Consider the following 13,386-nt stretch of genomic DNA (forward strand, 5'->3'; position numbering starts at 1 on the left):
CCGGCAGATGGGGCCGTTGTACGCCGCCGGGTTCACCACCGCCTTCGGGGCGCACGGCATCGCCGCGAACCTCGGGGGTTTCTCCGCCGACGCCGTCACCTCGTTGCTCGTCCTCGGTGGGCTGCTCGCCCTGTACGACGGGGCCGAGGTGGTGCTCAAGCCGGTGTTCGGGAGCCTCGCCGACCGGATCGGCGCGCGGCCCGTGCTGCTCGGCGGGCTCGCGGGGTTCGCCCTGGCCTCCGCGGTGTACGTCGTCGCCGACAGCCCCGGCTGGCTGTGGGCCGCACGCCTGGGTCAGGGTGCCGCGGCCTCCGCCTTCTCGCCCTCGGCCTCCGCGCTGGTCGCCCGTCTCAACCCGGCCGCCAAACACGGCCGCGCCTTCGGCAGTTACGGCTTCTACAAGTCCATCGGCTACACCCTCGGCCCGCTGCTCGGCGGGGTGTTGGTGTGGGTCGGCGGTCTGCGGCTGCTGTTCGCCGTCCTCGCCGTGCTCGGCGCGGCGGTCGCCTGCTGGGCCGCGCTCGCCGTGCCCGCCGTACCTCCGCTGCCCAAGGCCCGGCAGACCCTGCTCGATCTGGCCCGCCGGCTCGCCGACCCGGCCTTCCTCGCCCCGACGGCCGCCCTGGCCGCCGCGACCGCCGCCCTCTCGGTCGGCGTCGGCTTCCTTCCCGTCTCCGGCCGGGCCGCGGGCCTCGGCACCGTCGCCACCGGCGCCGCCGTGTCGGTGCTCGCCGCCTGCGCCGCGGTCGTCCAGCCGAGGGCCGGGCGCGCCCTGGACGCGGGCCGCCTCACCACGCGCGGCGGCATCACGGCGGGCCTGCTGCTCACCTCCGCGGGCCTGGCCTGCGCGACGCTGCCGGGCCTGACCGGCGTGCTGACCGCCGCGGCCCTCACCGGCGCCGGCACCGGCCTGATCACCCCGCTCGGCTTCGCCGCCCTCGCGACCTCAACCCCGCAGGAACGCCTCGGCCAGACCATGGGTGCCGCCGAACTCGGCCGCGAACTCGGCGACGCGGGCGGCCCGTTGCTGGTCGCCGGGGTCGCTACGCTCACGACACTGACGCACGGCTACGCGGTGCTCGCGGTGCTGCTGGCGGTGGCGCCGGCGATCGGATTCGTACGGCGCCGGACGGCGGGCTGACCGACGGCGCTCGCCCGCTGTGGGTGGCGGGCCCGTTACCGGACTCGTACGGCACCGGCCGGGCCCTTGACCGACGGCGCTCGGCCACGGCGTCCTCCCGGCCCGTCGCCCCGAAACCTGGCCACCGCTCGGTGTCACGGTGTCCTCCTGGCCCGTCATGCACCGAAACCCGGCGCCCGCTGACACACCTCCTCGCGTCCCGAGGCCCGACGTGTGCCGAAGCCCGGCACCGCCCCACCCTGCGCACCAAGTGCACGGCGCCTGGCTTCCGCACGCGTGCACCGTGCTCGCGCTGCACATCCGTCCTTCTTTACCCCACCATCACTTCGATCCCCATTGTTTACCGTGCCTTTGCAGACTCCTGACGTCCTGAACATCCCTGCGGTCAGCGGGAGTTGAACATGAGCCACGGTCACACGCATGACCACGGTCACCACCATCACCACCACGGCGACGGCGAAGCCACCTCGCTGCCGCCCGCGCTCGACCTCTCCGTCCCGGACGAGGAGCTGACCCCCGGCCAGCTCTCGCGCCGTTCGATGCTGCGCCGTACCGGACTGCTCGGTGCCGGCCTCGCCGCGGGCAGCGTGCTCGGCGGCGCGGGCCAGGCCGCCGCGTCGGCGCCCGCGACGGCGTCCTCGCACGGTGGGCGCTCCGGCGGTTACCTGTGGCTGGCCGGCGACCACCACATCCACACGCAGTACAGCTCCGACGCCAAGTACCGGGTCATCGACCACGTCCGGCAGGCAAACGCGCACGGCCTCGACTGGATGGTCATCACCGACCACGGCAGCGAGCAGCACGCCAAGATCGGTGTCGAGAAGGTCAACCCCGACATCGTTGCCGCGCGCGACGATATCGACGACACCCTGGTCTTCCAGGGCCTGGAGTGGAACATCCCGGCGGCCGAGCACGGCACGGTCTTCGTGCACCCCGGCCGCAACGAGGTCGCCGTGCTCAAGGAGTTCGAGAACTCCTTCGACGGCTCGGTCAAGGGCGCCGGCGCCGGCACCCCGGCCAACGAGGCCCTCGCCATCGCCGGTTTCAACTTCCTCGCCGAGCAGGTGCAGCGCCGCAAGATCAAGGACGCCCTGTTCCTGGCCAACCACCCGGCGCGCAAGGGCATCGACTCCCCGCACGAGATCCGTGCCTGGCGCGACGCCCAGCCCGACATCGCCGTAGGGTTCGAGGGCGCCCCCGGCCACCAGGCCGGCGGACTGCCCGCCCCGAAGGGCCCCGGCGGCGCGCGCGGCATCTACGACAACAGCCCCAGCGCCGACTCCTTCGCCGGCTACCCGCTGGAGAGCTACCGCACCTGGGGCGGCTTCGACTGGATGACCGCCACGGTCGGCGGCCTGTGGGACAGCCTGCTCGCCGAGGGCAAGCCCTGGTGGATCACCGCCAACTCCGACTCCCACAACGTGTACGCCGACTCCGCCGTGCGCGGCCCGAACAGCGACTTCAACGCCAACGGCCGTTACGACGACCCGGTGTACGGCGGCGGCATCAGCCTCACGGACACCGACTTCTGGCCCGGCCAGTACAGCCGCACCCACGTCGGCGCCGCCTCCTTCTCGTACCAGGCGGTCATGGACGGCATCCGCGCCGGCCGTGTCTGGGTCGACCACGGCGGACTGATCAGCGGTCTCGACGCGCGGCTGCGCTCGGGCGGCCGTGAGGTGACGCTCGGCGGCGCCCTGCACGTGCGCCGCGGCAGCCAGGTCGACCTGGTCGTCCAGATCAGCCTGGCCAACGGCCCCAACTGGTCCCAGTTCGTGCCCTCGCTGGCCCGCGTCGACGTCATCCAGGGCGCCGTCACCGGCCCGGTCGCGGACAAGGACGTCTTCACCACCCCGGCCACCAAGGTGGTGAAGTCCTTCGAGGTGAACAAGGCCACCGGTGTAGTCCGGCTGACGTACGGCCTGGGCCGGGTGGACAAGCCGCTCTACGTCCGGCTGCGCGGCACCGACGGCAACCGTTCCGCGGTGGGTCTGAACGGCTCCGCCGTCGACCCGGCGGGTCCGGCCATCGACGTGCTCGGCGACGCCGACCCGTGGAAGGACCTGTGGTTCTACTCCAACCCCATGTGGGTCCTGCCCGCATGACCGCACCACACGACGCGTCCGGCGTCCGCACCGTGATCGGGGTGGACGCCGGCACGGCGAGCCTGCGGGAGGCCGACCACCTGGTCCACGACCTGGTGGCCCGCCTCGGCCTCCCGCCGGGCACGCTCGTCTGCACCCACCTGGTCCGCGCCGAGGACCGCCGGGGCACGGCCGTCTCCCTCGCCCTGCCCGACGCGGGGACGGCCGAGGAGGCGTGGCGGAGCATCACCGGCCCGGAGACTCCGGGGCTGGGCGCGGCCCTGGGCGACCTGTCGTACGGCCCGGAGCCGGCGGCGCGCGCCGCCGCGCGAGCCGCCGCGGAGCACGCCGGCCGGGAGGCCGGCCGGGCCGTGGTGTTCCCGGGAGTCGAGCACCTCACCGGCACGGTCACCGTGGCCGACGTGCTCGCCCTGACCGCCGTCGAGCACCTCACCGTGCTCGGAGCACCCGACGTGCCCGATCCCGCCACGCCGGTCGTCACCCGCGACCACGTACGCCCCGAGTGGCGCGGCGGCCGGCTGACACTCGCCCTCGTCCCGGCGGCGGGCGGCGCCCTGGCACCCTTCGAGGTGCCGAATCCCACACCCTGCTGCGCGGACCACGCCTGACCGAGACCGCCGTTCCGCCGAGGAACCAGTGGTGTGAAGTGGCGTATGTGACGGTTGTGCCCGCTCTCATGGGTCCATGCACCTGCAAGGATGGCCGAACTCCGACGGTAGGCCGTCCTGGAAGCGCCGCGTCCGGTCCCCTTATCGGCCATACAGAACGTGACCGGTTGTCGTCCGGCACGGTGGTCTGCCCACCAGGCAATTGCCTGGTGGGCAGACCACCGTCAGGGTGGAGTTGAACCTTGTTCAGGCTTGAGCGGTTTCTCTCCGTAGCCCGTGCGGATCAGGTCAAGTCCACCTCCGTATCGCACAGTTGATGCGGAATGCAAGATGCCGTAATTCAGTCAACCTACGAGGTGATCTTGGCCGAGATGGATCGATAAGTAGACAATTATTTGGGCGTCAGCCTGGGCGAAGAACCACTGCCCGATGAACGACCTCCGTTCCGGCCGGACCGGGGGCAGCGTGCAGGAGGGGTTGTGGAACGCTATTTCACCAGCGGATGGCATGAGAACTTGCGACTTCGCGTGCGCGAGTTCGCCGAGCGGGAGGTGCGTCCGCGGGTAGCGGAGATGGAGGCGTCGCGCACCGTGGCACATGAGCTGTCACGGCTCATAGCCCGGCAGGGCTGGATCGGCGTCACCATCGGCAGGGAATACGGCGGGATGGGGGCCGGGCACCTGGCCAAGACCATCATCATCGAGGAACTCGCCCGCGTCAGCGGGGCGATGGGGGCCATGGTGCAGGCCTCCCAGCTCGGTGTCGCCAAGATCATCCACTTCGGCAACGAGCTGCAGAAGAGGACCTGGCTGCCGCGCGTCGCCGCCGGCGTCTGCCTGCCCACCATCGCGGTCACGGAGGTGGAGTCGGGCGGCCATGTGCTCGGCATGCGCACCACCGCCGTCCGTGACGGCGACGACTACATCCTCAATGGCCACAAGATCTTTGTCGGTAACAGCCACGTCGGCGACCTGCACGGGGTCGTCGTCCGCACCGGCGAGGGATCGAGGGGACTGTCGGCCTTCCTCGTCGAGGCGGACCGCCCCGGTTTCTCGCTGGGCGAGCACCGGCCCGCCATGGGCCTGCACGGCTTCAGCTTCGGCAAACTCCTCTTCGACAACTGCCGTGTCCCGGCCTCGAATCTGCTCGGCGTCGAGGGCCAGGGCCTGTCCGTCGCCTACTCCTCGAGCATCCTGTACGGCCGGCCCAACCTCACCGCGGTCTCGCTCGGCATCCACCAGGCCGCCTTCGAGGAGACGGCCGCCCTCTGCCTCAAACGCGAGCGGTACGGCGCACCGCTCGGCGAACTCAACAACATCAAGCTGAAACTGGGCCGGATGAAGTCCCGCCTGATGACGGCGAGGCTCGCCGCCTATCACGCCGTATACCTGCTCGACCAGGGGCTGCCGTGCGACACGGAGCTCATGAACGCCAAATTCCTCAACCACGAGTCCGCCGTCGAATCCACCCGCGACGCCATGGAGATCCACGCCGCCAGCGGGCTGTTCACCGACCGCCCCGTCGAGCGGTATCTGCGCGACGCCTATCACATCTACGCCCCCGCGGGCACCTCCGAGATCCAGCTGCTGCGGCTGGGTGAGGAGGCGCTCGGCACGGCCAAGGGCCAGTGGTCCGAGCGGCTGTCCGGTCTCGTACGGACCGTGCGGCCGCAACGCCCGCTGGGGCAGCTGGAGACGGCCGGGCACGCGGGCTGAACCGCAGGGAGCCACGGACACAGCGTCGTGCCCGCGGCTCCCGTGCACGTTGTGCGGGCCCGCCCCGCGCCGTCCGGGGAGGCGGAACCCGTGCGTTCACCTGCCGCGCCGCTCCTCCAAGTCGTGGATGCGGCCGACCAGTTGCTCCGCCAGCGCCTTGATGGTCGCCAGGCCCTCGCGCCCCCACGGATGGGTGTCCGTGTCCACGACGCAGATCGTGCCCAGGGCGATACCCGTCTTCCAGTCGATCAGCGGCGCGCCCATGTACGAGCGGATGCCGATCTCGTCCACGACCCGGTTGCCCGCGAACCGCGGGTAGTCGCAGACGTCCTCGAGGACGAGCGCCTTCTTGCGCACGACCACGTGCGGGCAGTACCCCTGGTCGCGCGTCATCGTCCGGCCGACCTGGTTCTGCTGCGGGGGCGCCGCCTCCAGTTGCACCCCGGGGCTGCCGGCGGCGTACAGACCGGCGAAGTACTGGCGGTTCTCGTCGATGAAGTTGACCATCGAGAACGGCGCGCCGGTGACCTCGGCCAGATTGCGGGCGAACTCGTCGAACTCCGGGACGGGCGTGTCCCCGAAGCCGAGTTCGCGCAGCCGCGCCACCCGGGCGGGGGCGTCACGGTCCTCGGGCGTCAGCAGCAGATGGCTGGTCGGGTCGTACGAGGTGTGGTAGGGAACCGGGGCTGACATGCAGGCTCCATTCGGTCGCACCGGCCGATGGCTCAGCGCGACAGGTTAAGCTCCGCGGGCGTGGTGCCGGGAGTCGAGGCGAGCAGATGCTGGACGAGTGCGATCAACACACGGGTGGAGGAGTTGCACTGCCGCGCGTCGCACATGACGACGGGGACGTCGGGCTTGAGATCGAGGGCCGCGCGCACCTCATCGGACTCGTAGCGGTAGGCGCCGTCGAACTCGTTGACGGCCACGATGAATCCGATGCCGCGCCGCTCGAAGAAGTCGACGGCGGCGAAGCAGTGGTCCAGCCGGCGGGTGTCCGCCAGGACCACGGCACCCAGCGCCCCGTTGGACAACTCATCCCACATGAACCAGAAACGCTCCTGGCCGGGGGTGCCGAACAGGTACAGCACATGATCCTGGTCCAGCGTCATGCGGCCGAAGTCCATCGCCACGGTGGTGGTCGTCTTGGCCTCGATGCCCACCAGGCTGTCCGTACGGGCGCTGACCGAGGTCAGCAACTCCTCGGTGCTCAGCGGCTCGATCTCGCTGACCGCTCCGACGAAGGTGGTCTTGCCGACCCCGAAGCCTCCGGCGATGAGGATCTTCAGGGCGGTCGGGAAGGGGTCAGAGCCGCTTGCGAAGGCCATGCAGCACCGCCTCCAGGAGGTTTCGATCGGTCGGGGAGGCCGCCTCGACGGCACGGGGCGCCCGTGTGGTCAGCGCCTGGTGCGTCACGAGGTCGGAGAGCAGGACTTTGGTGATGACGGCCGGCAGCCGCAGGTGAGCGGCCACCTCGGCGACGGAGACCGGCGCACCGCACAGGGCGAGTACCTGGTCGTAGTCGGGGCCGAGGTAAGTCTGCGGCCGGGTGCCGGTCGCCATCACGAGGGTGAGGAGGTCGAAGTGCGAGGAGGGACGGGTGCGCCCGTTACTCACGGTGTACGGCCGTACTAACCTGCCGGCCTCATCGTCGAGCCACGACCCCTCCTCCGCGTCCGACATCCTCAGCGCCCCGGATCCATGGACGCGCCGACCGCCGCCTGACGGGCGGGCGTGGCCAGGTACGGTCGAACGCTCTTGACCAGCATGGCCATTTCGTAGCCGAGGACGGCCGCGTCGGCCTCCCGCTCGGCCAGCACGGCCAGACAGGCACCGGAGCCCGCCGCGCACACGAACAGCAGCGCGGTGTCGAGTTCGACCACGACCTGGCGTACGTCGGCTCCCTGGGCGAACTGGATGCCCGCGCTGCGGGCGAGCGAGTGGAGACCGGACGCCAGGGCGGCCAGGTGTTCCGCCTCCGCCTGGGTCTCGATCCCGTCGAAAGCCTTCGCCAGTCCGTCGGAAGACAGCAGCAGGGCGCTGCGGGTGTAGGGGACCCGCTGGACGAGTCCGGCCAGCAACCAGTCCAGGTTCTTCGGCTGGCCAGCATGCATGTCGCTCACGATGGCGTTCTTCTCCTAGCTACAAGTACGGAGCCTGCGGGTCAGCGAGAGCTGTGGGCGGGAGGCTCGTCGGGTTCGTTGTCGGCGAGGCTCACTCCGCGGCGGAAGCTCGCCATCAGTCCCGGATCGTGCTCCACCTCGTCACCGTCGGCCCGGTGGAGGAGGGGACCGTTCCGGAGCTCGGGCACCAGGTGCTCCTGCGCGCGGCGCTGCGGCAGACTGGGGCGCTCGTCCCGGACGTTCCTGTCGTGCGTGGTCGTGCGATGTTCGTGCGGCGCGGGCGGGGCCGCCTCCAGCGCGTGCGGCTGCGCCGGGCTGTGTGTCTGCGCCGGGCCATGCGGCTGCGCCGAAGCAGCGGGCGCGCCCTGGGGCTGGACGGGCGGCAGAGGCTGGCGCAGCGCCGTGGCCGCCGCCGGGGCCGGCATCGCCTGCTGTGCGGGGGCCGCCTGCACGGGCTGGTACTGCGGCGCCGGGGGCACCTGGGGCTGGGGTGCCGCGGTGGCCGCATGGATGGCCACCTCGGAGGGGGGCTCCTCGCCGAGCAGCCCGCGCGGGATGACCAGGACGGCCTGGGTGCCGCCGTAGATGTTGCTCTGCAGCCGGACCGCGATGCCGTGCCGGCGGGCGAGCGCGGACACCACGTACAGGCCGATGCGGCCGTCGGCGAGCAGCTTGCTCAGGTCGATGTGGTCGGGCTCGGTGAGCAGCGCGTTGGTCCGCGCCTGCTCCTGCGGGGTCATGCCCAGACCGCGGTCCTCGACCTCGACGGCCAGCCCGGCGGTCACGTGCTGGGCGCGCAGCAGGACCTGGGTGTGCGGGTCGGAGAAGATCGTGGCGTTCTCCACCAGCTCGGCCAGCAGGTGGATGACGTCGGCGACGGCGTGGCCGCGCAGCGTGCCCTCGATCGGCGGGACCAGCTTGACCCGCGAGTAGTGCTCGACCTCGGCGATGGACGAACGCAGCACCTCGGTCAGCGTCACCGGGCGGGTCCACTGCCGGCGGGAGACCGAGCCGCCGAGGACGGCGACGTTCTCCGCGTGGCGGCGGATGCGGGTGGCCAGGTGGTCGACGTGGAACAGGCCCTTGAGCAGCTCCGGGTCCTCGACATCGTTCTCGAGCTGGTCGAGCATGTTGATCGCGCGGTGCACGAGGGACTGCAGGCGCCGGGCGAGGTTGACGAAGACCTCGACCTTCTCCTCGTTGTCCGGCGTGGCGGCACGGGAGAGCTGGGCCGTCTGGGCCACGACCGTGCGGGCCTGCCACATGCCGACGCTGATCTCGTACCCGAGCCGGCCCAGCGTGTCGTTGGGCGGCGGCGCGTGATGGGTGAACGGCACCTGCTCGACGGGCTCGCCGCGTTCGACCCGGCGCAGCACGTCCTGGAGGTCGGCCTGTCCGGCGGCGACGGTACGGCGCAGCGGCGCGTACTGCTGCTCCGCCCGGCGCTCCTCGGCACGCCCGGCGACCAGTCCGCCGGCCAGCACACCGCAGCCGAGGACGGCGGCGGCGGTCAGGACGGCCCACGTGGCCGCGTCCGCGGCGCCCTCCTGGCTGAGCAGGACGAAGAGGACGACGCCCACGGCGAGGAGGGCCATGAGCGCCGCGGGCAGCACGCTGAGACGCACGATTGACGAACGAATGGCCGAATCTGTCGGCGCGTCCTTGGCCGACGGTCTGCCGTGCCTGTTCCGCGTAGAGCCCGCCGCGGTCACCGGGCCTGGCTCCGAACGCACTGCATAAGTCGGGGTTTCGGGCATCGGAGTCCTCTCGGGCGAGCAGTTGGGGGACGCACGGCGCAGCGGGAACCGACCGTCAACTCCGGTATGGAATCAGACAGTTAATCGGACAGCTACCCTACGCCACGCCTACCACGGTGAAGTAACCACTCCATGACTGTTGGGGACTTCCGGTCAGCCGAAACGATTCTTTGATATGGGGTGATGTTCGTGCCGGTGGCATGTGCGAATCAAAGAGGCCTTTGCGTGGAATAGGAGGACTCGCGGGAAATACGCCATTGGTGAGCCGTGAGGTTTACCGGGGTTCGACGCCGGTCGGCCGGGTGCCGAGGGTTGCGGCGGCGATGACTGGGTCTGGCTGAGCAGCACCCTCCGGGTGAGGTCCTCCCGGTGTGGGGATGTCCTCCGGGGCTGCCGCACGGTTGGGCGGCGAAGCCGTGAAGACGTCAACACCCTTCTTCCACAGGGATGTTGAGCAGGGGCCCGGCTCCCGTCCCGGGTGACACTCCCGCCGTCCGGTGCGCTGAAGTGGATGACCTGATCATGCAGGTCTAGGCGCCCGCCCTCATGGGGAGGCATGCGGGCGCCGACCGCAGGAGCGGGCTGGTCCTCCCCCGCGCCGGCTCGCTCCTGCGCGTCAAGGCGGCTCGGGTGTCCCACGTGGCAGTGGCGCCCGAGCCGCTGCGGCGACTGATCTTCTCCACGGTGGCCGACGGGAAAGTGGGTCTTCGAATTCGGGCGGGGTGGAGGTGTCCGCGGGCGCGCCGGGTGGTGACGCAGCGTGTGCGTAGGCGTTCTTACGATGTCGCGCCCGTACCGGCCGTCGTCCGTGACCGGCCCGAAAAGGTCTGCCGCGGCGGCGTTGCGTGCCGGCGGGTCCAGGCGCCCGTCGTGAACGGTGACCGGCAGGGTGTCGTCAAAGCTACGCAGCACGCGCAGGAGTCCCGGGCGGATCTAGTGCTGTGACCGGAAAGGTTCACCGGCTCGCGACGCCCGGCACGGCACCTCGCGGCGTTGTCGCCTCACCCGAGTACATCCAGTACGCGGGTGACGCTCCGCCTTGCGATGCACCGCACCGGACGCCGCGAGCTTCCCGGCAAACCTTCCCGGCCACAGCACTAGCTTTCGGGGGCGTGGATCTCCGGGGGAGGGGCAGTTCACCGGCGAGGCGGTACAGGTGACCGGACGGCGGCGAGGGAGCCCGCGTACAGAACCGGCCGGTACCGGGCTCGATGAGAACGGCCTCATCACCGACCTGAGCAACGAGTACACCCGCGTTCCCGGCTGAGATCCACGCCGGGTGTGCAGGGTCCGGGACCGGAAACGGGCCACCGCGTCGAGCCGAGGAAGCGTGCCACTTTCAAGTACACATGTTCCACAGGCGTCTTCCGGGGCTGGACTGCGGCCCCGGACGGCCACCGGGCGGGGGCCGTCGGTAGTCGCGGGCTGCGTGACGGGTGGTCGCGGCGGTGTTTTTGCGGCCGTTGTGCCGGTGAAGGGTGATCGCGAGGTTGCGGAGGCCGGCCATGGCGCAAGGCAGGCCGACGGTGCGGACTTGGACTCGAGTTGCCCGGCGAGCGGTCCGCGTGAACGGCGTTCGCCAGGCCTCCGGGCCGCCGGCTTTCCCACACGAAGGGAACCTCACCGTCCAAGGGTGGTGTCCTGGGACCCGGTTGAACGGCATACGCACAGAGATCGTCGCTGAGGTGCTCGACCGTCTCCCGGTAGTCCCATTCCAGCGAACCGGCATTCCCGTCCCAGACCCCTGGGGCGAGGTCAAGGTCTGGGGCTACGCGAAGAAAGCGATGAGCTCCCGCACGATGTCGTCGGGGCGTTCTTCAGCGATATAGTGACCCGCCCCCTTCAGTTCGACGTAGCGTGCGTCTGCCGCCAACCCCTCCAGCTGCGTACGGAGAACCTCGAGGTTGTTGCCGCCGATTCCGAGCAGGGGCATGGTCAGTACCGGGTAGTCCTTCAGATCGGCTATGTCCTGCTGGAGGGCCTTGTACCAGCCATTCCCCCCGCGGATCGCATCCGGACTGCTGTAGGCGGCGGCGTAAACGGCTCGGGTCTCCTCGCTGTAGGCTTTGGGGTCGCCCTGGAAGTCGATCAGCCAGTCGACGATAAACCGGAACCGCCCTTCAAGGAGCTGCTCGGGCAATTCGTTGACCGCGTTGAGCGCGAACCACCACAGTGACGGCAACTTGCCTGGCTGGGGTAGCAGGGGGAATTGGTTGAACAGCTCGGTGGGATGTCCGACCTCCCACAAAGCGACCTTCCGGGTCGCTTCGGGATGGTTCGCGGCGAAGCTGTGTGCCACCATCGACCCGATGTCCTCGCCTGCGATATATGCCTGGCGATGTCCGAGGGAGCGAAGCAGCTCGTAGATGTCTCGGGCCATGGTCTTCTTGTCGTAACCGCCCGCGGGCTTGTCGGAGTCGCCCATACCGCGCAGGTCCGGGGCAATTACCTGGTAGTGCCGTGCCAGCGGCGGCATGATCTTGTGGAATTGGTACCAGGTGCGTGGCCAACCGGGGAGCAGGACCAAGGGGTCGCCCTGGCCTCCGATGACATAGTGCAGCCGGGTGCCGTTGACTTCAGCGAAGCGGCTGGTGAAACCCTCAATCATGGTGTTCCTAGTTTCCGAATCGGGACGGCGGCTGCGGTTCCGGCCTGTAGACCGAGCAGGGCAGAAGCGCAGTCACCCGCGTGACGCTGAGCACGTTTCGTCTGCTCAGCCGGTCAGCGCATCCGCCGCATCCCTCAGCAAGAACTGGGCCTGGCCACCGTTGACTTGGAAGTGGCCGCCGGAGTGGCGACGACGATCTCGCGTCACTCCGGCGTGGGCATGGGCGTGGGCGGACACCGAGGTCACCCTGCGGGGGACCGATCGTGGGTCAGCCGGCGAGCTGCTGCCGCAGTGCGTCGACGTCCATCAGGTACGTCATGGTCTTGAATCGGCCGTCCACGACCTCGTAGAACGCGGTCTCGGCGACGGAGATGCTCGCTCCGGTGTGGGCCACACCGTTCCACTCCGCCACCGGCGTTCCGGTGTCGAGTGCGCGAGCGGCGATGTGACTGCCCTCCACGAGAAGTTCCTGGATCTCCCAGTGGAGGTCCGGGACGGCTTCGGTGTGCTTGCGGAGCTCGGCGATGATGGCGTCACGGGGAACCGGAGTGGTGCCGCCCAGAAGAACCTCGTCGTGAAGGATCTCGCGGATTCCGTCGAAGTCACGCGTGTTCGCCATCTCCACGTACCGCCCGTAGAACTCGCGCAGCTCCTGCGCAGACGTGCCTGTACTCATCGTCAATCTCTCCAGTTCGTAGGTGGTCACACCCGTGGTGACGGGTGTGACCCGTCGGCCCTGAACGAGGCCGTGAATCCATCCTTACCTCTCCACGCACCAGGCAAAATGGACCTGCTGAGCCTCGTACTGGCAGGGCGACCCTGTGCCTGCCGCGCCGCACTAAAGTGGGGTCGTGGTTTCGAATTCGAACGAGCTCGCGTGCAGCCTGCGCCTCTGGCGCAGCCGCGTGTCACCCGCCGAGATAGGCCTTCCGGAGGGCGGCCGGCGCCGCGTGCCCGGCCTGCGCCGGCAGGAGGTCGCCCAGCTTTCCGGGTTGTCGGTCGAATACCTCGCCCGCCTGGAGCAGGGCCGCGCGACCCACCCGTCGTCGTCGGTGCTCATGTCGCTCGCTCGTGTGCTGCGGCTTTCTGACCAGGAGCGCGCACATCTCTTCCGGGTCGCGGATCAGGTCGAGCCTGCTCACGGGAGCATCAAGCGTCATGTCACGCCGAGCGTGCAGCGGATCCTGGACCGCCTGACCGACCTGCCCGTCCAGGTCGTCGACGCCTCGTGGCAGTGCATCACGTCCAATCCGCTCGCGTATGCCCTGACCGGCGACACGTCGGCACTGCCGATGCGTGAGCGGAACCTCGCCTGGACCGTCTTCACCG

The 13,386-nt window shown here is 70.0% G+C and carries 12 protein-coding genes and 1 pseudogene; 5 read left to right on the forward strand and 8 right to left on the reverse strand.

Features of this window, described 5'->3' with window-relative positions:
* Nucleotides 1-7 precede the first annotated feature (7 nt).
* From IEZ19_RS41890 to IEZ19_RS41905, 4 genes are all read left to right on the forward strand, one after another.
* Entirely contained in the window at nt 8-1,141 is a 1,134-nt protein-coding gene (locus IEZ19_RS41890) for an MFS transporter (protein ID WP_189316654.1), read from the forward strand.
* Between the two features lie 401 nt (nt 1,142-1,542).
* Nucleotides 1,543-3,246: a PHP domain-containing protein gene (locus IEZ19_RS41895; RefSeq protein WP_189316643.1), complete on the forward strand. Its 1,704-nt coding sequence runs from the start codon at nt 1,543-1,545 to the stop codon at nt 3,244-3,246.
* Nucleotides 3,243-3,854 carry a hypothetical protein gene (locus IEZ19_RS41900; protein WP_189316644.1) on the forward strand — a complete coding sequence of 204 codons (612 nt, stop codon included), beginning with the start codon at nt 3,243-3,245 and terminating at the stop codon, nt 3,852-3,854. Before IEZ19_RS41895 ends, IEZ19_RS41900 begins: the two co-directional genes overlap by 4 nt.
* A 479-nt stretch (nt 3,855-4,333) precedes the next feature.
* A complete protein-coding gene (locus IEZ19_RS41905) occupies nt 4,334-5,569 on the forward strand; it encodes an acyl-CoA dehydrogenase family protein (protein ID WP_189316645.1) in 1,236 nt (411 codons plus the stop codon).
* Nucleotides 5,570-5,665: 96 nt separating this feature from the next.
* On the opposite strand, the gene IEZ19_RS41910 is transcribed toward IEZ19_RS41905, so the two are convergent.
* From IEZ19_RS41910 to IEZ19_RS41945, 8 genes and pseudogenes are all read right to left on the reverse strand, one after another.
* The gene (locus IEZ19_RS41910) at nt 5,666-6,262 is read right to left on the reverse strand and encodes a GAF domain-containing protein (protein WP_189316646.1); all 597 of its coding nucleotides are present in this window, start codon (nt 6,260-6,262) and stop codon (nt 5,666-5,668) included.
* Nucleotides 6,263-6,294: 32 nt separating this feature from the next.
* Nucleotides 6,295-6,897 carry a GTP-binding protein gene (locus IEZ19_RS41915; protein ID WP_189316647.1) on the reverse strand — a complete coding sequence of 201 codons (603 nt, stop codon included), beginning with the start codon at nt 6,895-6,897 and terminating at the stop codon, nt 6,295-6,297.
* Nucleotides 6,875-7,252, reverse strand: a complete 378-nt coding sequence (locus IEZ19_RS41920; RefSeq protein WP_189316648.1) for a DUF742 domain-containing protein — start codon at nt 7,250-7,252, stop codon at nt 6,875-6,877. The genes IEZ19_RS41915 and IEZ19_RS41920 overlap by 23 nt, the downstream gene beginning before the upstream one ends.
* A 2-nt stretch (nt 7,253-7,254) precedes the next feature.
* Complete coding sequence (locus tag IEZ19_RS41925) at nt 7,255-7,695, reverse strand: roadblock/LC7 domain-containing protein (protein ID WP_189316655.1); 441 nt, start codon at nt 7,693-7,695, stop codon at nt 7,255-7,257.
* 38 nt (nt 7,696-7,733) lie between these two features.
* Nucleotides 7,734-9,317: a sensor histidine kinase gene (locus tag IEZ19_RS41930; RefSeq protein ID WP_229841467.1), complete on the reverse strand. Its 1,584-nt coding sequence runs from the start codon at nt 9,315-9,317 to the stop codon at nt 7,734-7,736.
* Between the two features lie 1,679 nt (nt 9,318-10,996).
* Nucleotides 10,997-11,218: pseudogene (locus tag IEZ19_RS51705) on the reverse strand (hypothetical protein); the annotation flags it as partial.
* Complete coding sequence (locus IEZ19_RS41940; protein WP_189316650.1) at nt 11,218-12,057, reverse strand: alpha/beta fold hydrolase; 840 nt, start codon at nt 12,055-12,057, stop codon at nt 11,218-11,220. The pseudogene IEZ19_RS51705 and the gene IEZ19_RS41940, both read right to left, overlap by 1 nt.
* A gap of 268 nt (nt 12,058-12,325) precedes the next feature.
* Complete coding sequence (locus IEZ19_RS41945; protein ID WP_189316651.1) at nt 12,326-12,733, reverse strand: ester cyclase; 408 nt, start codon at nt 12,731-12,733, stop codon at nt 12,326-12,328.
* Nucleotides 12,734-12,962: 229 nt separating this feature from the next.
* On the opposite strand from IEZ19_RS41945, the gene IEZ19_RS41950 reads away from it, so the two are divergent.
* A partial coding sequence (locus IEZ19_RS41950; RefSeq protein WP_229841468.1) for an MmyB family transcriptional regulator occupies nt 12,963-13,386 on the forward strand: 424 nt, incomplete at its 3' end.

It is taken from the genome of Streptomyces brasiliensis (assembly GCF_014647875.1).
GTDB classification, from domain to species: domain Bacteria; phylum Actinomycetota; class Actinomycetes; order Streptomycetales; family Streptomycetaceae; genus Streptomyces; species Streptomyces brasiliensis.

Bases quoted from the DNA above. Each gene is read 5' to 3' on its own strand.
- IEZ19_RS41890 (WP_189316654.1), top strand. From the start codon at position 8: ATGGGGCCGTTGTACGCCGCCGGGTTCACCACCGCCTTCGGGGCGCAC.
- IEZ19_RS41895 (WP_189316643.1), top strand. From the start codon at position 1,543: ATGAGCCACGGTCACACGCATGACCACGGTCACCACCATCACCACCAC.
- IEZ19_RS41900 (WP_189316644.1), top strand. From the start codon at position 3,243: ATGACCGCACCACACGACGCGTCCGGCGTCCGCACCGTGATCGGGGTG.
- IEZ19_RS41910 (WP_189316646.1), bottom strand. From the start codon at position 6,262: ATGTCAGCCCCGGTTCCCTACCACACCTCGTACGACCCGACCAGCCAT.
- IEZ19_RS41915 (WP_189316647.1), bottom strand. From the start codon at position 6,897: ATGGCCTTCGCAAGCGGCTCTGACCCCTTCCCGACCGCCCTGAAGATC.
- IEZ19_RS41920 (WP_189316648.1), bottom strand. From the start codon at position 7,252: ATGTCGGACGCGGAGGAGGGGTCGTGGCTCGACGATGAGGCCGGCAGG.
- IEZ19_RS41940 (WP_189316650.1), bottom strand. From the start codon at position 12,057: ATGATTGAGGGTTTCACCAGCCGCTTCGCTGAAGTCAACGGCACCCGG.
- IEZ19_RS41945 (WP_189316651.1), bottom strand. From the start codon at position 12,733: ATGAGTACAGGCACGTCTGCGCAGGAGCTGCGCGAGTTCTACGGGCGG.